The following is a 17,829-nucleotide window of genomic DNA, read 5'->3' on the forward strand; positions in this document are numbered from 1 at the left end:
CCCGGCGATCGACATCGCCCCCGGCCGGGGGGCGCGACGGCTCAGCGGCTGCGCGCGCGCCAGGCGGCGACCAGCTCGGCCGATTCGGTGACCAGCCCCAGGTGCAGCGACACCATCGCCTGCGCCGCGGCCTCCAGCTCGTCGTCGGTGCCGCGGGTCAGGTCCTTGAGCACGATGACGCGGTAGTTGTGGTTGTTGGCGTCGAAGGCGGTGTTGAGCACGCAGCAGTCGCTGAAGCCGCCGTCGATGACCACCGTCTCGATGCGCTGGTTGCGCAGCAGGAAGTCGAGGTCGGTGGGGTAGAAGGCCGACAGGCGCCGCTTGTTCTCCACCGTCAGGTCCTGCGGCAGCACCTCGGTCACCCATTCGGTCCAGGGCGAGCCGGCCAGCGCATGGGCGGCGTGGTTGGGGATGTCGCCGACGTGCAGCGGGAAGGTGCGGCGCCAGGCGGCGGGGATGCCCTTCAGGTCGTCGGAGCCGTCGGGCCGCAGCACCGACTTCACGTGCACGATGCGAACGCCGAGCGCCCTCACCTGCCGGTGGAAGGCGTCGATCGGCGCGACGATCTCGCGCGCCCGCGGCGCCGGGCAGGGGCAGTCGGGCGAGTCGTCGAGGTGGCCGCGGTGCATGTCGATCGACAGCACCGCGGTGCGCGCGGGGTCGAGGTAGTCGTCGAAGCCGGCGGGCAGTTCGCGCTCGACGCCGTGGACCCAGATCTTCATCGCCGCTCCTCGCGAACATAGGGCTCGCCCAGGGCGCCCGGGGCCGCCTGGCCACCGCGCCCGGCCAGCGCCACCCACACCATCACCGCCAGCGTCACCGCATAGGGCGTCATCAGCACGAAGTACTGCGGCAGCTTCACCCCGCTGGCCGCCAGCTGCGGGATCAGCGCCTCGATGCCGCCGAACAGCAGCGCGCCGGCCAGCGCCTTCCACGGCGACCAGCGGGCGAAGATGACCAAGCCCACCGCGATCCAGCCGCGCCCGCCGGTCATGCCGGCGATCCACAGCTTGGTGCTGACCACCGAGATGTACGCCCCCGCCAGCCCGACCAGCGCCGAGCCGGCCAGCACCGCGGCGAAGCGGTAGGCCGACACCGGGATGCCGGCGGCATCCGCCGCCTGCGGGTTCTCGCCCACCGCGCGCCAGCGCAGGCCGAGGGTGGTCGTGTGGAGGAAGGCGGTGACGGCGACGAACAGCAGCGGCGTCAGCCACACCATGGCGTTCTGCGTGAACACCGGGCCGATGCCCGGCAGCGCCGACAGCGGCCACAGCGCCAGCGGCGCCAGGCCGGCCGTGGTCTGGTTGGTCCATTCCAGCAGCGTGCCCATCAGGCCGGTGAAGCCCTGGCAGAAGAAGACGATGGCCAGGCCGGCGATGACCTGGTTGACGCGCAGCGTGACCACCATCACCGCGAACAGCAGCGACACCGCGGCGGCCGCCATCATGGCCAGCACCAGCGCCACCGCCGGGTCCTGGAAGGCCAGCATGCCGCCGATGCCCACCAGCGCGCCGACCAGCATGAAGCCCTCGGCGCCCAGCGACAGCACGCCGGCCCGCTCGGTGAGGATGAGGCCGAGCGCGGCCAGCGCGAACGGCACCGCGAAGTCGGGCGTGTTGGTCAGCCAGTGCAGCGCGATGTCCATCAGCGCGCCCCTGGCGTGCCGGCCCGCGCGGCGGCCGAGGCCACCCGCCGCAGCCGGTGCCGCATGAAGAAGTCCGACGAGGCGACGCAGACGACGATCACCGCCTGGATGAGCTGCACCATGGAGAACGGGATCTGGTAGAAGACCTGCAGGCTGCGGCCGGTGACGAAGAGGGCCGCCACCAGCAGCGCCACCGCCACCGCGCCCAGCGGGTGGTTGCGCGCCAGGAAGGCGATGAGGATGCCGCTGAAGCCGTAGCCGGCGTAGAAGCCCTGCGTCAGCCGCCCTTCCTGCCCCGAGGCGATGACGAAGCCGGCCAGCCCGGACAGCGCGCCCGACACCAGCACCGCCGCCAGCACCAGCCGCCGCACCGGCACGCCGACCGCGTCGGCCATGCGCGGGTTGGCGTCGACGAAGCGCAGGTACAGGCCGGCGCGGCTGCGCTCCACGCCCCACCAGGCCAGCAGCGCCACCACGCCGGCCAGCAGCACCGCGCTGCCGATGCCGGCGCCCAGCTCGGGCAGGCGCTCGAAGGCGCGGAACTGGGGCGAGTGCGGGAAGGCGCTGGCCGGGTCCTTCCACGCGCCGTAGACCAGGTGCAGCAGGAAGTTGGCCGCCAGGTAGTTGAGCATCAGCGTGGAGATGATCTCGTTGACACCCAGCCGCAGCTTCAGCCAGGCCGGTCCCCAGGACCAGAGCAGGCCGAAGGCGGCGGCGGCGGCGAACATCAGCGGCAGGCGCAGCGGCTGCGGGCCGAGGTCCCACACCGACACCGCGGTGGCGGCGATGGCGCCCCACACCATCTGGCCCTCCAGCCCCAGGTTCCAGAAGCGGGCGCGGAAGGCGACGCAGCCGGCCAGGCCGATGAGCACCATCGGCGCGGCCTGGAACAGCACGGCGCGCAGGTTCTGCCCGTCGAGGAAGGTCTGCACGACGAACTCGTTGAGCAGCTGGTCGGCCGGCACTCCGGCGGCGACCAGGATGGCCGCCGACACGAGCAGCCCGACGACGACGGCCAGCGCCAGGATGAGCGCCTGCCAGGGCCAGGCGAGCTGGCCGCGCACCTCCAGCGCGTAGCGCCGCGACAGCAGCGGCTCGAAGCGCGGGCGGGCGGGCGCGGCCGTCGCCACCGGCGGGGACAGCGGCACGGACAGGTCAGTCATGGACCATCGCCTTGCCGATGGCCTGCCGGTCGGCCGGCCGGGCGAACTCGGCCACGATGCGGCCCTTGTTCATCACGCCGATGCGGTCGGCCAGCGCCATCACCTCGTCCAGGTCCTCGCTGATCAGCAGCACCGCCGCGCCGCCGTCGCGCGCGGCCTGCAGGCGGGCGTGCACCTCGGCCGAGGCGCGCACGTCCAGCCCGCGGCTGGGGCTGTGGGCGATGACCAGCCGCGGCGCGCGGCCGAACTCGCGCGCCAGCACCAGCTTCTGCGCGTTGCCGCCCGACAGCAGCGCCGCCTTCTGCCGCGGCGAGCGCACGCCCTGCACGTCGAAGGCGCGGGCGGCGGCGATGGCGTCCTCGGCCATGCGGCGGGCGTTGAGCCACCAGGTCGGGCCGTAGCGGCCGGCGTGCACCTGGCCGATGGCGAAGTTCTCGGCCACCGACAGCGCGCCGGCCAGCGCCAGGCCGTAGCGGTCGGCGGGGATGGCGGCGATGCCGAGCGCGCGGCGGGCGGACGTGGCGATGGCCGACAGGTCGCCCACCCCTTCGAGCAGCACCTCGCCCTCGTTGGCGTCGCGGCCGGCGCCCTGCAGGCCGAGCAGCGCGGCCACCAGCTCGCCCTGGCCGTTGCCGCCGACGCCGGCGATGCCGTAGACCTCGCCGTCGTGCAGCCGCAGGTCCACGCCGCGCAGCGCCTGGCCCTGCCGGCTGCGCAGGCCGCGCACGGTGAGGCGCAGCGCGCCGGCCGGCCGCGCCGCCGCGGCCGGCAGCGGTGGCGATTCACCCACCGTCAGCCGCACCAGCGCCTCCGCCGGCGTGGCGCGCGGGTCGACGGTGGCCACCGTGCGGCCGCCGCGCATCACCGTCACCCGGTCGGCGTGCGCCTTCACGTCGGCCATCTTGTGCGTGACCAGCACCACCGCCGCGCCGCGCTGGCGGGCCAGCGCCTGCACGGTGAGCAGCAGGCGCTGCGCCTCGCCGTCGGTGAGCACCGCGGTGGGCTCGTCGAGGATGAGGATGCGCGCGCCGGCCAGCAGCACCTTGAGGATCTCGACCCGCTGCTGCTCGGCCACCGACAGCGTCTCGACCCGCGCACGGGCGTCGATGTCGAAGCCCAGGGCGTCGGCCTGCGCCTTCACCGCGGCCTCGATGCGGCGCAGGCGCGCGCGGTGGGTGGCCGCGTCGGCGATCTCCTCGCTGCCCTCGGGCAGGCCGAGCAGGATGTTCTCGGCCACGGTGAACGGCCGCACCAGCTTGAAGTGCTGGTGGACCATGCCGATGCCCACCCGGGCCGCGTCGCGCGGGCCGGCCAGCGACAGCGGGTTGCCGTCGATGGCCAGCCGCCCGGCCTCCGGCGCGTAGAGGCCGGCGGCGATGTTCATCAGCGACGACTTGCCCGCGCCGTTCTCGCCCAGCAGGGCATGCACCTCGCCCCAATGGGCGGAGAACGACGCGTCGGTCAGCGCCGCGAAGCCGTCGAAGGACTTGCAGATGCCGTCGAGCTGCAGCGCGGGCGTGGTCATCGGGTCGGGCCGTCGGCGGTCACTTCTGCGTGATCACGCCCTTGACGTACCAGTCCATCTTCCAGAGGTCGGCGTCGCCGAGCACGGCGCCGGCCGCCACCCGTTCCTTGCCCGAGGCGTCGGCCAGCGGGCCGGCGTAGACCTGCTTGCCCTTGAGCATGGCCTCGCGCTCGACCTTGATCATCGCGGCCTTGTCGGCCGGCACCGCCTTGCCGCAGCAGGCGATGTCGGTGCCGCCGTCCTTCATCGCGATGAAGGCGCCGTAGGGCGCAGGCTTCCAGCCGCCGGCCATGATCTTCTTCAGCTCCGGCGCCAGGAACTTGTCCCACACCCAGACCGACGAGCAGATGGTGGCCTTGGGCGCGAACTGGCTCATGTCGCGGTGGTGGCCGGTGCCGAGCTTGCCGCGCTCCTGCGCGACCACCTGCGGGGTGGGCGTGTCCACGTGCTGGCCGATGACCTCGGCGCCCTGGTCGATCAGCGCCATCGCGGCGGCGCGTTCCTTCACCGGGTCGTTCCAGGCGCCGGTGTAGATGACGTTGACCGTGGCCGCGGGGTTGACCTTCTGCGCGCCCAGCGCGAAGGCGTTGACCGTCCAGTTCACCACGCCGAAGGGATTGGCGGCGACGAAGCCGAGCTTGCCGGTCTTCGACGCCGCGCCGGCGGCCATGCCGCAGAGGTAGTGGCTCTCGTAGGTGCGGCCGTAGAAGCTCTGCAGGTTGGGGCCGTTGGTGGTGCCGGAGCCGTTGAGGAAGGCCACGTCCGGGTACTTGGCGGCCAGTTCCTTGAAGGTGTCGGAGTAGCCGAAGGCGGTGCCGATGATGATGTTGGCGCCGCGCTGGATGAACTTCTCCGCCGCCGGCTTGATGGCCGAGGCGTCCTCCGGCACGTTCTCGACGTAGGAGATCTTCATGCCGATGGCCTTCTCCACCTTCTGCCGCGCCTCGTCGAAGGCCTGCGTCCAGCCGCCGTCGTTCTTCGGGCCGAAGTACAGCATCGCGATCTGCGGCTTGCCCTTCAAGGTGAAACCGTCGGCGGCCATGGCGGCCGGTGCGGCGAGGGCGGCACACGTGGCCAGCAGGGCCAGGGTGCGGGCGATCCAGGGGCTGCGCTTCATCATCGGGAACCTTTCGGTGGTCAGAGCATGTGGTTGATGCGGAAGACGTTGCCTTCCGGGTCCAGCAGGACGGCCTGGTACCAGTGGTAGTAGGTTTCGTACGGCGGCTTGATCAGCGTCGCGCCCTCGGCCACCGCCACCGGCACGCGGCGATCGACCTCGTCCTTGGAGTCGACGTCGATGTTGAGCAGGAACTTGACGCCCTTGGTGTCGCTGAAGGCGTCGAGCTGCAGCAGCCCGTAGGCGTCCAGCGCGTTGAAGCCCAGGCTGGACTTGCCGGTGTCGAGGCCGCGGAAGATAGGCGAGCGGATGGCCTCGATCTCGGTGAAGCCGAACACCCGCTGGTAGAAGCCGCTGAGGGCCACCACGTCGCGGGCGAAGACGTTGACATAGGACAGGGTCGCGCTCATGGGCGGCCTGAAAAGCAACCCCCATGCCATTGGTTGACCAAACGGACAAATGCGCCGTCGGGTTCCTTCGCACCGCGGCGGGTCAGCATGCACCGAAGACCGGCCCTGGCCCGTCGCGGCGGGCCGCCGGCACCCTCTCGCGGTGCGTCCGGCTTCCTAGAATGCGGGCCGATGGCTTGCGTTGGAGGGCCACCGCTTCGCCGCCGCCATGACGACCAAAGCCAAGAAGAAGCCCACGCCCGCCGCCCGCAAGACCGCACGGCGGCCGGCCGCGACCACACCGCGCAGCACCAGCCCGGCCAGCGCGCAGCGACGGCTGCGGCTGATCGAGAACAAGCGAGGCGCCATCCTGCAGGCGGCACTCGGCCTGTTCTCGCGCTTCGGCCTGCACGGCACCAGCCTCGACCAGGTGGCCGCCCGGGCCGACGTCTCGAAGAGCAACCTGCTCTACTACTTCGCCAGCAAGGAGGAGCTGTACGTCGCCGTGCTGCGCGACCTGCTGGCGCTGTGGCTGGCGCCGCTGAAGGCCTTCAGCGCGGAGCAGGACCCGCGCGAGGCGATCGAGGCCTACGTCCGTGCCAAGCTGGTCGATTCACGCGACCAGCCGGAAGCCTCGCGCCTGTTCTGCCTGGAGATGGTCCAGGGCGCGCCGCTGCTGAAGACCGAGCTGGAGCAGAGCCTGCGGCCGCTGGTGGACGCGCAGTCCGGCGTCATCCGCCAGTGGATAACCCAAGGCAGGCTCAAGGCGACGGTGGAACCGAGGCACCTGATCTTCGCCCTCTGGGCCACCACCCAGCACTACGCCGACTTCGCGGTGCAGGTGCATGCCATCAGCGGCAAGACGCTGGACGATCCGGGCTTCTTCGAGGAGGCGGTGGCCAGCGTGCAGCGGCTGGTGCTGGACGGCGTGGCGATGCCGCGCTCGCGCCGCTGACCCGCCACGCCGGGCGGGCCGGAAATCGAAGAGACAATGGGGGGCGCGCAGACGCCGACCCGTTCCATCCGTTGTACCGCTGTCGTCCCGCTGGCCAGTCGTGGCAGTCGTTCCCACCTCCCTGTTCGCGCTGCCGCCGGCCGTGGCCGAGCACATCGACCGCGGCCTGCGCCATGGCGCGGCGCCCTGGCCGCTGGTGGCGCTGGACACCCAGGTGCCGACCCTCGGGCCTTACCGGATGTCGGGCGGTGCCTTCGACCTGCTGGTCTACACCGGACCGGTGATGACGTACGACGCGGTGGCGAACCTGGGGACCCGGCTCGACGTCGTCGCCTAGCCGCGCGGATCGGGCCTACGGCGCCGACAGGGCGTGGTAGCGCCGCCCGAAGTAGACCAGCCCGTCGGCGCCCGGCCGCTGGCGGACGTCGAGCACCTCGCAGTACAGCACGTCGTGCGTGCCGACGCTGCAGCGGCTGGTGATGCGGCAGTCGAAGGCGGCCAGCGCGTCGTGCAGCACCGGGGCGCCGCTGGCCAGGGTGAGCCAGCGGGCGGCGTCGAAGCGCTGCGCCATCGGCGTCTTGCCGCCGAACAGGGCGGACAGCGCTTCCTGTCCGGCCGCCAGCGTGTTGACGCAGAGCACGTCGTTGGCGGCGAAGGTGGCGTGCACCGACGCCGACCGGTTCAGGCACACCAGCAGCATGGGCGGGCTGTCGGTGACGCTGCACACCGCCGACGCGGTGAAGCCGGCGCGCCCGCCGGGGCCGTCGGTGGTGATGACGTGCACCGCCGAACCGAGCGTGGCCATGGCGTTGCGGAAGTCGGCGGCGGAGACGGCGGGCAGGGGATCGGCGACGGCGGTCATGGGCGTCTCGGGGGGTTGGACGGTGCAGCATGCGCCAGCGCGTCCGTCTATCGATATGCGGTCGGCTCAGCTGGCCGACCGTGTGGCCTGCAGGAAGGCCCACAGCGCTTGGTTGAAGGCATCGGCCTGCGTCACGTTCACCGCATGCCCGCCCTGCGGCAGGCGGTGCAGCGTCGCCCGCGGCAGCGCGTCGGCCAGCGCCTGCGAGCAGGTCCAGGGCACCAGCGTGTCGTCCTCGGCGGCGAGCAGCCACACCGGCAGGTCGAGGCGCGGCAGGTGCTGGGCCACGTCGAAGGTCAGCAGCGCGCGGATGCGCTTGAGCAGGTTGGCCTCGCCCTGGAAGTGCGCCACGCCGTGCTCCACCTCGGCAGCCACCCGCTCGTCGTTCGCCATCGCCCACGCCGCCGGGTACAGGAAGATCGGCTGCGCCTCGACATAGGCCCGCGGCCCGCCCTGCGCCAACAGCCGGGTGCGGGCGGCGAAGCAGCGCTCGGTGTGCGGGTTGGGCGCGGCCCAGGCGTTGACCAGGGCCAGGCCGTCGATGCGGGGCGGCGCCTTCAGCGCCATCGACAGGCCGACCAGCCCGCCCAGCGCATGGCCGAGCACCAGGCAGCGGTCGACGCCGGCCGCGTCCATCACCGCCAGCGCCTCGTCGGCCATGTCCGGCACGGAATAGCCCGGCGGCAGCCCACCGGCGTTGCGGCCGGTGCCGCGGTGGTCGAAGGCCAGCACGCGGTGGCCGGCCAGCGCCGGCGCCTGCGGCGCCCAGTAGGCCGCCGCGCCGCCGAGGCCGGCGGAGACGAGCACCACCGGTGCCCCGGCCGGCCCCTCGAGGGTCCAGTTCAGGCTCAAGCGCCCTTCCCCACGTGCGCCACGCTGGCGATCTCGACCAGCGCGTCGGGCTTCACCAGCCCGCACTGGATGCAGTAGCGGGCCGGCTTGTCGCCGGGGAAGAACTCGGCGTAGACGGCGTTGACCTTGCCGTAGTCGGCCCAGTCCTTGACGAAGATGTGGTTCATCGTCACGTCGTCCATCGTGCCGCCGGCGGCCTCGACCACGCCCTTGATCGTGGTCAGCACATGGCGGGTCTGCGCGGCGGCGTCGCCGACGTGCACCACGTTGTTGTCCTGGTCGAAGGCCAGCGTGCCGCTGACGTAGAGCACGCCGTCGGCCAGGGTGCCGGGCACGTAGGGCGCCAGCGGCTTGCCGGTGCCGGGCGGGATGATGGCGGTCTTGGGCATGGAACGGTCCTTCAGGGCTTGGCCGAGAGCGCTTGGCGGAAGTCGTCCACCGTGGACACCCAGCCGAAGAACTTCTCGCAGTTGAAGAGCATGGCGCGCTGGATCTCCTCGCCGCCGAGCTGGTGGGTGGCGTCGGCCAGCACGATGGCGAAGTACTCGCGGTGGAAGGCGTCGCGCAGCGTGCTCTCGACGCAGACGTTGGTGGCGATGCCGGTGAGCACCACGTTGCGGATGCCGCGCGCGCGCAGCGTGCTGTCCAGCGTGGAGTTGTAGAAGCCGCTGTAGCGCGTCTTCGGCACGACGATGTCGCCCGGCGCGGGCGTCAGCGCGTCGATCAGCGCGTAGTCCCAGCCGCCCTTGGCGAGCAGGGAGCCCGCCAGTTCGGGCCGGCGGCGCATGGTCTTCAGCGCGTTGCTCTTGTGCCAGTTGGGCGAGGCCGGGCCGCCGGCTTCCACGTAGTCGGCGTCCCATCCGTTCTGCAGGAAGACGATGGTGAGGCCGGCGCGGCGCGCGGCGACCAGCGCGTCGCCGATCCTCTTCGCCACCGCCTGCGCGCCGGAGATGTCGAAGCCGGCCAGCGTGACGTAGCCGCCCTGGCTGGCGTAGGCGTTCTGCATGTCGACCACGATGAGCGCGGTCTGCGACGGCGTGAACGCGATCGGCTCGGGACGGGCCGGCAGCGTCAGCGCGTCGGGCCCGTTGAACGAGGGCACGCCGACGGTGCCCTCGTTGAGCATCCTGTCCCGCAAGGCCGACATCACGCCGCCTCCAGCGCCGGCCGCGCCGCGGCGGCGACGTGCCGCCGGCTCTTCATCAACGGCTGGATGCGGCTGCCGAAGGTGTCCACGCCCTGCACGAACTCGTCGAAGGTCAGCAGCACGCCCTCGCAGCCCGGCACCTCGGCCACCTCGTCGAGCAGGCGGGCCACCGTCTCGTAGGAGCCGACCAGCGTGCCCATGTTGATGTTCACCGCCGAGGTGGGGTCGGCCATCTGGCGCACGTTGGTGTCGGCGCCGCTGCGGGTGTCGGCCGCGCCCTGCTGGCCCAGCCAGGCGATCGCCTCCTGGTCGGCACCGGCCTGGTACAGCTCCCACTTGGCGCGGGCGGCGGCGTCGGTCTCGTCGGCGATGACCATGAACAGCACGTAGGCGCCGACCTGGCGGCCGGCGGCGTCGGCCGCGGTCTTGATCTTCGCCGCCGAGGGCGCGAACGCGGCCGGCGTGTTCACGCCCTTGCCGAAGATGAAGTTGTGGTCCGCGTGCCGGGCCGAGAAGGCGACGCCGGCGTCGCTCTGGCCGGCGCAGATCACCTTCATCGGCACCGACGGCCGCGGGCTCAGGCGGCAGTCGTCCATCTGGAAGTACCGGCCCTTGAAGTCGGACCGGCCGCTGCCCCACAGGTCGCGCAGCACCTGGATGTACTCGGCCAGGTACTCGTAGCGGGTGGCGAAGAACTCGTCGCCCGGCCACAGGCCCATCTGCGAGTACTCCGGCCGCTGCCAGCCGGTGACCAGGTTCAGGCCGAAGCGGCCGTTGGAGATGGAGTCGATGGTCGAGGCCATGCGGGCCACGATGGCCGGCGGCATCACCAGCGACGCCGCGGTGGCGAAGAGCTGGATCTTCGTCGTCACCGCGGCCAGGCCGGCCATCAGGGTGAACGACTCCAGGTTGTGGTCCCAGAACTCCGTCTTTCCGCCGAAGCCGCGCAGCTTGATCATCGACAGCGCGAAGTCGAAGCCGTGGGCCTCGGCCTTCTGCACGATCTGCTTGTTCAGCTCGAAGGTGGGCTTGTACTGGGGTGCGGTGCTGGACAGCAGCCAGCCGTTGTTGCCGATGGGGATGAAGACGCCGACGTTCATGCTGGGCCTTTTGGGTGGACCGGCAGCCCGTGCATGGCCCGTGCCAGCGTGAGACGGGCCTTTCCGCCTCGTCTTTTGACCAAATGGTCCAAATCGGAGCATGCGGTGGGTGATCGTGGCCGTCGCAGGCCCTTGCGCAGTGCATGGCTGCGCCGTCTGGTGCATCGTCGCGCAGGCGTTCGCAGGCAAGACGGCGCCGGCGCGCGGTGGCATGGATCTGGCTTTTTTCCGGGCCGCAAAAGGAGATCCGCACATGACCACCCTGCTCAACGTTCCCGTCATCGACATCGGCCCCTGGTTCACCGGCGGCGCCGAGGACAAGGCCCGCGTCGCGGCCGAGGTGGGCAAGGCCTGCGAGGACATCGGCTTCCTCGTCATCACGGGCCACGGCGTGTCGGCCGCGCTGTGCGAGCGGGTCTACGCCACCTCCAAGGCCTTCTTCGACCTGCCGAAGGAGGAGAAGCTCAAGTGCGCCCGGCCCGACCCGACGCAGGTGCGCGGCTACGCGGCGCTCGGCTCGGAGGCGGTGAGCTACGGCCTCGACGGCGAGTCGCCGCCCGACCTCAACGAGTCGCTGTCGATCGGCCCGCCGGACGTCGACTATTCGGACCCCTACTTCGGCGGCAAGGAAGGCCGCATCCACTTCGCGCCCAACCTGTGGCCGCAGCAGCCGGCCGACCTGAAGGTGTCGTGGCTGGAGTACTTCGGCGTCATGGAGAAACTGGCGGCCGAGCTGATGCGCATCTTCGCCGTCGCGCTGAAGCTTCCGGAGCGCTTCTTCGACGACAAGATCGACCGGCACATCAGCATGTTCCGGGTGTTGAACTACCCGGACCAGCCGGACGCGCCGCTGCCGGGGCAGCTGCGCTCCGGCGCGCACAGCGACTACGGCTCGCTGACCATCATCCGGCAGGAGGACCGCCCCGGCGGCCTGCAGGTCTGCAACCAGGCCGGCGAGTGGGTGGGCGTGCCCTTCGTGCCCGAGAGCTTCGTCGTCAACATCGCCGACCTCATGATGCAGTGGACCAACGACCACTGGCTGTCGACGATGCACCGCGTCGCCAACCCGCCGCGCGACAAGGCGCTCGACAGCCGGCGCATCTCGCTGGTGTTCTTCCACCAGCCCAACTACGACGCGGTGGTCGAATGCATCCCCAGCTGCCTGGCGCCGGGCGAGACGCCGAAGTACGCGCCCGTGACCTCCGGCGACCACCTGCTGAGCAAGTTCGTGCGCCAGGCCTCCTTCGGCGAGCAGACGCTCGACGTGGCCAAGGCCAAGGCGATGGCCGATTGAGCAGGCAGGGCGGTCAGCCGCCGGCGCTGACCGTCGGCGGCAGCGCCTCGCGCATCGCCTCGATGAAGCGGCGCAGGCGCGCCGGGTAGAAGCTGGCGTAGGGGTACAGCAGGTGGATGGGCAGCGGCGCCGCCTCCCACCCTGGCACCAGGTGCAGCAGGCGGCCCTGGGCGATGTCCTCGACCACCGCCCAGTGCGACACCACCGCCAGGCCCAGCCCGGCCAGGGCGGCGGTGCGCAGCGCGAACAGGTTGTCGGTGCTCAGGCGCGGCTTCAGCGCGATGCGCTGCAGCGGCCCGCCGCCTAGCGGCTGCAGGGCGACCTCGTCGCGGTAGAAGGTGCGCAGCGCCAGCCACGGCAGCGCGGCCAGGTCGGCCGGCGAGCGGGGCGGCGCGGCGTCGCCGAACAGCGACGGCGCGCCGACCACCACCCGCTTCACCTCGGACAGGCGGATCGCCACCAGCGACTCGTCGCCCACCGCGCCGACGTGGATGGCGCAGTCGATGCCGCGGCCGATGAGGTTGTGCGTGTCGTCGTCCAGCAGCCACTCGACGCTGACGCCGGGGTGCCGCTGCAGGAAGGCCGCGGTCACCGCCATCAGCCGGTCCTGGCCAAAGGCGTGCGGCGCCAGCACCCGCAGCGGGCCCTGCGGCGCCTCGTCGAGGCCGCGCAGGTCGGCCTCCATCGCGGCCCAGCCGGCCAGCAGCTCGCGGCCGCGCTCGTAGCAGCGGCGGCCGTCGTCGGTGAGCTGCAGGCTGTGCGTCGACCGCTGCAGCAGGCGCAGCCCGAGCGCGCGCTCCAGCGCCTGCAGCCGGCGGCTGACCGTCGGCTGCGTCGCCTGCAGCTGGGCCGCCGCGGCCGACAGGCTGCCCGCCTCGACGATGCGCACGAAGGTGGCCAGCAGGGCCAGCCGGTCGGCGGTGACGGCGGGCGGGCCAGGGTCGAGGGGGCGATGGCTCATGCGGCAAGCGTATAGGCATTCTTCGTGGGGCCGCCTATCCGAGCCGGGCACCGCGCCGCAGACTGCGGGTCAACCCTGGACACTGCCCGTACCTCACCATGTCGACCATTCGCACCACGCATTGCATGGCCCCGTCACCCGCCACCCCGCCGCCGCTGGCCGGCTCGCTCACCCTGCTGCTGGGCGCCGGCGCCGGGTTGGCGGCGGCCGCCCTGTACTACGCCCAGCCGATGCTGGGCGTGCTGGCCGACAGCCTCGGCGCCGACACCCGCCAGATCGGCTGGGTGCCGACGCTGACGCAGCTCGGCTACGCGCTCGGCATCGCGCTGCTCGCCCCGCTGGGCGACCGCTACGAGCGGCGACGCATCATCCGCATCAAGCTCGTGCTGCTGACGCTGGCGCTGCTGGCCGCCGCCGCGGCGCCGCACCTGGCCGTGCTGCTGGCGGCCAGCGCGGCCATCGGGCTGCTGGCGACGGTGGCGCAGGACTTCGTGCCGGCCGCGGCCATCCTGGCGCCCGAGCAGCGTCGCGGCAAGGCGGTGGGCACGGTGATGACCGGGCTGCTGCTGGGCATCCTGCTGTCGCGGGTGGTGAGCGGGCTGGTGGCCGAACACGCCGGCTGGCGCGCGATGTTCGGCCTGGCCGCGCTCAGCATCGCCGGCGTGGCGCTCGCGGCCTGGCGCCGGCTGCCGCGCTTCGCGGTCACCAGCGCCCTGCCCTATGGCGCCCTGCTGGCGTCGGTGCTGTCGCTGTGGCGGCGCCATCCCACGCTGCGCCGCGCCGCGCTGGCGCAGGGCCTGCTCTCGGCCGGCTTCAGCGCCTTCTGGTCCACGCTGGCGGTGCTGCTGCACGGCCAGCCCTACGCCGTCGGCAGCTCGGTGGCGGGCGCCTATGGCCTGGCCGGCGCCGCCGGCGCGCTGCTGGCGCCGCTGGCCGGCCGCCTGGCCGACCGCCGCGGGCCCCAGCGCGTGGCCACCGCCGGCGCCGCGCTGGCCGCGGCCGCCTTCGCCAGCATGGTGCTGCTGCCGCTGCTGCCGGTCACCGGCCGGCTGCTGTGGCTGGCCGGCGTGGCGGTGGCGTTCGACCTCGGTGTGCAGTCGGCGCTGATCGCCCACCAGACGCTGGTCTACAACCTCGACCCCGACGCCCGGAGCCGGCTCAACGCGGTGCTGCTGAGCACGATGTTCGTCTTCATGGCGCTGGGCGCCGGGGTCGGCAGCGCGCTGCTGTCGCACGGCGGCTGGATGGCGGTGACGGCCTTCTCGACCCTGTCCGCGCTGGGCGGGCTGGCGCTCGCCCGGCGCCGCTGACGGCGCTCACCGAGAATCGCCGCCCGCCCGCCGGCCTGCCAGCCCACCGCCTTGACCGCCTCCCTGCTCCGCCCCGCCCTCGTCCTCGGCCTGCTGACCGCCATCGGTCCCTTCGCCATCGACATGTACCTGCCGGCCCTGCCGACCATCGGCCGGCAGCTCGGCACCGGCATGGCCCAGGCACAGGCCAGCCTCACCGCCTTCTTCGCCAGCTTCGCGCTGGCCCAGATGGTCTTCGGCCCGGCGTCCGACCGCTGGGGGCGCAAGCGGCCGCTGATGATCGGGCTGGCCCTGTTCATCGTCGGCAGCGTCGGCAGCGCGCTGTCGCCGGACATCGGCACGCTGGTCGTCTTCCGCTTCCTGCAGGGCGTCGGCGCGGCGGCGCCGGGGGTCATCCCGCGCGCCATCGTGCGCGACCTCTACACCGGCCGCGAGGCCGCGCGGCTCAGCTCCATGCTGATGCTGGTCTTCAGCGTCTCGCCGGTGCTGGCCCCGCTGGTCGGCAGCCAGTTCACCGAGCACTGGGGCTGGCGCTCGGTGTTCTGGGCGGTGGCCGGCATCGCGGTGGTCGCGCTGTGGGTGTGCGCCACGCAGCAGCCGGAGACGCGCACCCTCGCGGCCCGGGCCGACACCACGCTGCGCAGCACGCTGGCCGCCTGCGCCGAACTGCTGCGCGACCGCCACTTCCTCGGCCTGACCTTCCTCGGCGCGATGGGCATGAGCGCCTTCTTCGCCTACCTGGCCAGTTCGTCCTTCGTGCTGATGGGGCACTACGGGCTCAGCGGCTCGCAGTACAGCGTGCTGTTCTCGCTCAACGCGGTGGCGTTCATCGGCGTCGCCCAGCTCACCGGACCGCTCACCGCCCGGCTGGGACTGGCCGGGCTGGTGCAGGCGGCCTGCGTCGGCTTCGCGACGGCGATGGTGGCGCTGGCGCTGCTGTCGCTGGCCGGCGTGGACGGCCTGCCCTGGATGGTCGGGCTGCTGTTCGTCGGGTTCGGCTTCCTCGGGCTGGTCGTGCCGTCCACCGCGGTGCTGGGCATGGAGGAACACGGTCCGATCGCCGGCACCGCCGCCGCCCTGATGGGCACCCTCCAGATGCTGGTGGGCGCGGCGGTGATGCCGCTGGCCGGGCTGTTCGCCGACGGCACCGCGCGGCCGATGCTGCTGACCATCGCGGCCTGCGCGCTCGCCACCCTGGCGCTGTCGGTCGGCACGCTGGGCTGGCGCAGGCGACCCGCTGCCCCCGCCTGACCGGCCCGGGCCAACCCGCAGGCGACGGCGTGATGTGACATCTGCTTGACGTGGATCAACCCGGGGCGCAGGCCATCAAGCTTTCCCGACAGCCGGTGTCAGAGGAAAAGCCCGGGCGCGGCCGAAGAATGGGATCACCCCACCGCAGCAGCGATCCATGAAGAACAACGGCCCCGTCACCCAGGTCGAGCACGCCCTGACCCCCGGCGCGACGCTCGTCTCGACCACCGACCTCGACAGTCGCATCACCTACTGCAACGCGGCCTTCATCGACGCCAGCGGCTTCGAGCACGAGGCGCTGATCGGCCAGCCGCACCACCTGATCCGCCACCCGGACATGCCGGCCGAGGCCTTCCGCGACATGTGGGAGACGCTGCGGGCGGGCGAGCCGTGGTCGGGCATGGTGAAGAACCGCCGCCGCAACGGCGACCACTACTGGGTGCGCGCCAACGTCACCCCGGTGCTGAGCCAGGGCCGGGCCAGCGGCTACATGTCGGTGCGCACGGTGCCCGGCCGGGCCGAGGTCCAGGCCGCCGAGGCGCTGTACGCCCGGATGCGGGAAGAAGCCGCGGCCGGCGTGCTGCGCACCCGCCTGCACCGCGGCGAGGTGGTCGCCGGGCGTGGCCTGCGGCGCCTGTTGCCGCCGCTGGCGTCGACGCTGGGCGGCGCGCCGGCGCTCGGGCTGGGCGCGCCGCTGGCGGTCGCCGCCGCCGCGCTGCTGGTGTCCCCCCGTCGCCGCGCTCGCGGTCGGCGTGCCGCTGGGCGTGGTGTGCGCCGTGGTGGCGCATCGCACGCGCCGCAAGGGGCTGGCGGTCGCCATCGCCGCCACCCACCGGCTGGCCGCCGGCACCCTGGGCGGGACCGAGGCCGCGCAGGGCCGGGCCGCCGCCGCACGGCTGCAGCGGGGGCTGCAGCAGCTGGACGTGAACCTGCAGGCCATCGTCGGCGACGTGCGCGAGCAGGTGCGCGGCATGGACCTCACCAGCCGCGAGATCGCCAGCGCCAGCCAGGACCTGTCCGGCCGCACCGAGGCGCAGGCCGGCAACCTGCAGCAGACGGCGGCCTCGCTGGAGCAGATCACCGCCACCGTGCGGCAGAACGCCAAGACCAGCGAGGAGGCCGCCGCACTGGCCGCGCGCTGCGCCCGCCAGGCCGCCGACGGCGGCGAGCGCGCCGAGCAGGCCGCGCAGCGCATGGAGGACATCCGCCAGGCGTCCGCGCGCATCGCGCAGATCGTCGGCGTGATCGACGGCATCGCCTTCCAGACCAACCTGCTGTCGCTGAACGCGGCGGTGGAAGCCGCCCGCGCCGGCGAGGCCGGCAAGGGCTTCGCGGTCGTCGCCGGCGAGGTGCGCACGCTGGCCAGCCGCAGCGGCGAGGCCGCGCGCGAAATCCGCCAGCTCATCGCCGACACCAGCGAGAAGGTGGAAGCCGGCCACGCCCTGGTGCGCGAGACCGAGGCCAGCGTGCGCGAGACCGCCAGCGCGGTCGAGGCGGTGCGGGTGATGGTCGACTCGATCAGCCGTGCCTCCGCCGAGCAGGCGGCGGGCACGGCCCAGGTCAACGTGGCGGTGACCCAGCTGGATGGCCTCACGCAGCAGAACGCCGCCATGGTCGAGCAGCTGTCGGCCTCGGCCACGGTGCTGCGCCAACGCACGCAGGCCGTGACCGAGGCGGTGAGCGTGTTCCGCCAGGACGCGCGCGCCGCGGCGGCGGCCTGACGCCGATGCCGCTGCAGCTCGCCGTGCCACGCCCCGCGCGGGCGGTCGACGGACGGCGCGAGCGTGCCCGGCTGGCGGCGCTCGACGCCCTGCACATCGTCGACGCGCCGCGCGAACCGGGCCTGTACCGGCTCGTCGTGCGCCTGGCCGAACGCCTGCAGGCGCCGATGGCGGCGCTGTCGCTGGTGACCTCGGACCGCCAGGTCGTGCACGCCAGCGTCGGCCTCGGCCTGCGCGAGGTGCGGCGCTCGGCATCGATCTGCTCGCAGGTGGTGTTCCTCGAATCGCCGCTGGTGGTCGAGGACCTGGCCGCCCATCCCGTGCTGCGCGCCAACCCCTACGTGGTGGGCGAGCCGCGGCTGCGCGCCTATGCCGGCGCACCGCTGCTGTCGGCCGGCGGCGAGCCCGTCGGCGTGCTGTGCGCGATGGACACCCAGCCCCGCACCTTCACCGGCGAGGATCGCGGCGAACTGGTGCGGCTGGCCCAGGCCGCGGCCTGCGAGCTCATCGCCCGCGCCTGGGTTCCGCTGGCTTAGC

General features: G+C 72.7%; 18 protein-coding genes and 2 pseudogenes. 8 read left to right on the forward strand and 12 right to left on the reverse strand.

Annotation, left to right across the window (positions count from 1 at the left end; all coding sequences use genetic code 11):
- Positions 1-41: 41 nt before the first annotated feature.
- From LRS07_RS14035 to LRS07_RS14060, 6 genes are all read right to left on the reverse strand, one after another.
- Positions 42-722 (reverse strand): cysteine hydrolase family protein, encoded by a 681-nt coding sequence (locus LRS07_RS14035; RefSeq protein WP_260498630.1) that lies wholly within the window; start codon positions 720-722, stop codon positions 42-44.
- Positions 719-1,645: an ABC transporter permease gene (locus tag LRS07_RS14040; protein WP_260498631.1), complete on the reverse strand. Its 927-nt coding sequence runs from the start codon at positions 1,643-1,645 to the stop codon at positions 719-721. Before LRS07_RS14040 ends, LRS07_RS14035 begins: the two co-directional genes overlap by 4 nt.
- Positions 1,645-2,808, reverse strand: coding sequence for an ABC transporter permease (locus tag LRS07_RS14045; RefSeq protein ID WP_260498632.1), 1,164 nt, complete (start codon positions 2,806-2,808; stop codon positions 1,645-1,647). The genes LRS07_RS14040 and LRS07_RS14045 overlap by 1 nt, the downstream gene beginning before the upstream one ends.
- Entirely contained in the window at positions 2,801-4,333 is a 1,533-nt protein-coding gene (locus LRS07_RS14050) for an ABC transporter ATP-binding protein (protein ID WP_260498633.1), read from the reverse strand. The genes LRS07_RS14045 and LRS07_RS14050 overlap by 8 nt, the downstream gene beginning before the upstream one ends.
- 19 nt (positions 4,334-4,352) lie before the next feature.
- Positions 4,353-5,375, reverse strand: coding sequence for a BMP family ABC transporter substrate-binding protein (locus LRS07_RS14055; RefSeq protein ID WP_409450645.1), 1,023 nt, complete (start codon positions 5,373-5,375; stop codon positions 4,353-4,355).
- 95 nt (positions 5,376-5,470) lie between these two features.
- Positions 5,471-5,860, reverse strand: a complete 390-nt coding sequence (locus LRS07_RS14060) for a VOC family protein (RefSeq protein WP_260498635.1) — start codon at positions 5,858-5,860, stop codon at positions 5,471-5,473.
- A 208-nt stretch (positions 5,861-6,068) separates the two neighbouring features.
- Here LRS07_RS14060 and rutR point away from each other — a divergent pair, with 208 nt between their 5' ends.
- Together rutR and LRS07_RS14070 are read left to right on the forward strand one after the other, a co-directional pair.
- Positions 6,069-6,794, forward strand: coding sequence for an HTH-type transcriptional regulator RutR (gene rutR, locus LRS07_RS14065; protein WP_260498636.1), 726 nt, complete (start codon positions 6,069-6,071; stop codon positions 6,792-6,794).
- Between the two features lie 100 nt (positions 6,795-6,894).
- On the forward strand, positions 6,895-7,131 hold the full coding sequence (locus tag LRS07_RS14070) for a hypothetical protein (protein WP_260498637.1): 237 nt from the start codon (positions 6,895-6,897) through the stop codon (positions 7,129-7,131).
- Positions 7,132-7,146: 15 nt separating this feature from the next.
- Here the strand turns inward: LRS07_RS14070 and rutF are convergent, their stop codons facing one another.
- The 5 genes from rutF to rutA form a co-directional block, all read right to left on the reverse strand.
- On the reverse strand, positions 7,147-7,656 hold the full coding sequence (gene rutF, locus LRS07_RS14075) for an NADH-dependent FMN reductase RutF (protein WP_260498638.1): 510 nt from the start codon (positions 7,654-7,656) through the stop codon (positions 7,147-7,149).
- Positions 7,657-7,722: 66 nt separating this feature from the next.
- The gene (gene rutD / locus LRS07_RS14080) at positions 7,723-8,508 is read right to left on the reverse strand and encodes a pyrimidine utilization protein D (protein ID WP_260498639.1); all 786 of its coding nucleotides are present in this window, start codon (positions 8,506-8,508) and stop codon (positions 7,723-7,725) included.
- Entirely contained in the window at positions 8,505-8,897 is a 393-nt protein-coding gene (gene rutC / locus LRS07_RS14085; RefSeq protein WP_260498640.1) for a pyrimidine utilization protein C, read from the reverse strand. The genes rutD and rutC overlap by 4 nt, the downstream gene beginning before the upstream one ends.
- An 11-nt stretch (positions 8,898-8,908) precedes the next feature.
- Positions 8,909-9,655, reverse strand: coding sequence for a pyrimidine utilization protein B (gene rutB / locus LRS07_RS14090; RefSeq protein ID WP_312028303.1), 747 nt, complete (start codon positions 9,653-9,655; stop codon positions 8,909-8,911).
- Positions 9,655-10,755, reverse strand: a complete 1,101-nt coding sequence (gene rutA / locus LRS07_RS14095; RefSeq protein ID WP_260498641.1) for a pyrimidine utilization protein A — start codon at positions 10,753-10,755, stop codon at positions 9,655-9,657. The genes rutB and rutA overlap by 1 nt, the downstream gene beginning before the upstream one ends.
- A gap of 253 nt (positions 10,756-11,008) precedes the next feature.
- On the opposite strand from rutA, the gene LRS07_RS14100 reads away from it, so the two are divergent.
- Positions 11,009-12,049, forward strand: coding sequence for an isopenicillin N synthase family dioxygenase (locus tag LRS07_RS14100; protein WP_260498642.1), 1,041 nt, complete (start codon positions 11,009-11,011; stop codon positions 12,047-12,049).
- A gap of 13 nt (positions 12,050-12,062) precedes the next feature.
- Here the strand turns inward: LRS07_RS14100 and LRS07_RS14105 are convergent, their stop codons facing one another.
- Positions 12,063-13,010, reverse strand: coding sequence for a LysR family transcriptional regulator (locus LRS07_RS14105; protein WP_260498643.1), 948 nt, complete (start codon positions 13,008-13,010; stop codon positions 12,063-12,065).
- A gap of 98 nt (positions 13,011-13,108) precedes the next feature.
- Between LRS07_RS14105 and LRS07_RS14110 the strand changes: the two genes are divergently transcribed.
- From LRS07_RS14110 to LRS07_RS14130, 5 genes and pseudogenes are all read left to right on the forward strand, one after another.
- Entirely contained in the window at positions 13,109-14,320 is a 1,212-nt protein-coding gene (locus LRS07_RS14110) for an MFS transporter (protein WP_260498644.1), read from the forward strand.
- A gap of 51 nt (positions 14,321-14,371) precedes the next feature.
- Positions 14,372-15,571, forward strand: a complete 1,200-nt coding sequence (locus LRS07_RS14115) for a multidrug effflux MFS transporter (protein ID WP_260498645.1) — start codon at positions 14,372-14,374, stop codon at positions 15,569-15,571.
- A gap of 157 nt (positions 15,572-15,728) precedes the next feature.
- A pseudogene (locus LRS07_RS14120) lies at positions 15,729-16,010 on the forward strand (PAS domain-containing protein); the annotation flags it as partial.
- Positions 16,011-16,350: 340 nt separating this feature from the next.
- A complete protein-coding gene (locus tag LRS07_RS14125; RefSeq protein ID WP_260498646.1) occupies positions 16,351-17,292 on the forward strand; it encodes a methyl-accepting chemotaxis protein in 942 nt (313 codons plus the stop codon).
- A gap of 134 nt (positions 17,293-17,426) precedes the next feature.
- A pseudogene (locus LRS07_RS14130) lies at positions 17,427-17,828 on the forward strand (GAF domain-containing protein); the annotation flags it as partial.
- Between the last annotated feature and the right edge of the window lies 1 nt (position 17,829).

Origin of the sequence: Aquabacterium sp. J223, from assembly GCF_024666615.1 — a bacterium.
Lineage (GTDB): Bacteria > Pseudomonadota > Gammaproteobacteria > Burkholderiales > Burkholderiaceae_C > J223.

Coding starts and splice junctions, on each gene's coding strand:
- LRS07_RS14050 (WP_260498633.1), bottom strand. CDS start 4,333: ATGACCACGCCCGCGCTGCAGCTCGACGGCATCTGCAAGTCCTTCGAC.
- LRS07_RS14035 (WP_260498630.1), bottom strand. CDS start 722: ATGAAGATCTGGGTCCACGGCGTCGAGCGCGAACTGCCCGCCGGCTTC.
- rutB (WP_312028303.1), bottom strand. CDS start 9,655: ATGTCGGCCTTGCGGGACAGGATGCTCAACGAGGGCACCGTCGGCGTG.
- LRS07_RS14045 (WP_260498632.1), bottom strand. CDS start 2,808: ATGACTGACCTGTCCGTGCCGCTGTCCCCGCCGGTGGCGACGGCCGCG.
- LRS07_RS14055 (WP_409450645.1), bottom strand. CDS start 5,375: ATGGCCGCCGACGGTTTCACCTTGAAGGGCAAGCCGCAGATCGCGATG.
- rutC (WP_260498640.1), bottom strand. CDS start 8,897: ATGCCCAAGACCGCCATCATCCCGCCCGGCACCGGCAAGCCGCTGGCG.
- LRS07_RS14060 (WP_260498635.1), bottom strand. CDS start 5,860: ATGAGCGCGACCCTGTCCTATGTCAACGTCTTCGCCCGCGACGTGGTG.
- rutR (WP_260498636.1), top strand. CDS start 6,069: ATGACGACCAAAGCCAAGAAGAAGCCCACGCCCGCCGCCCGCAAGACC.
- LRS07_RS14040 (WP_260498631.1), bottom strand. CDS start 1,645: ATGGACATCGCGCTGCACTGGCTGACCAACACGCCCGACTTCGCGGTG.
- LRS07_RS14110 (WP_260498644.1), top strand. CDS start 13,109: ATGTCGACCATTCGCACCACGCATTGCATGGCCCCGTCACCCGCCACC.
- rutA (WP_260498641.1), bottom strand. CDS start 10,755: ATGAACGTCGGCGTCTTCATCCCCATCGGCAACAACGGCTGGCTGCTG.
- LRS07_RS14105 (WP_260498643.1), bottom strand. CDS start 13,010: ATGAGCCATCGCCCCCTCGACCCTGGCCCGCCCGCCGTCACCGCCGAC.
- LRS07_RS14100 (WP_260498642.1), top strand. CDS start 11,009: ATGACCACCCTGCTCAACGTTCCCGTCATCGACATCGGCCCCTGGTTC.
- rutF (WP_260498638.1), bottom strand. CDS start 7,656: ATGACCGCCGTCGCCGATCCCCTGCCCGCCGTCTCCGCCGCCGACTTC.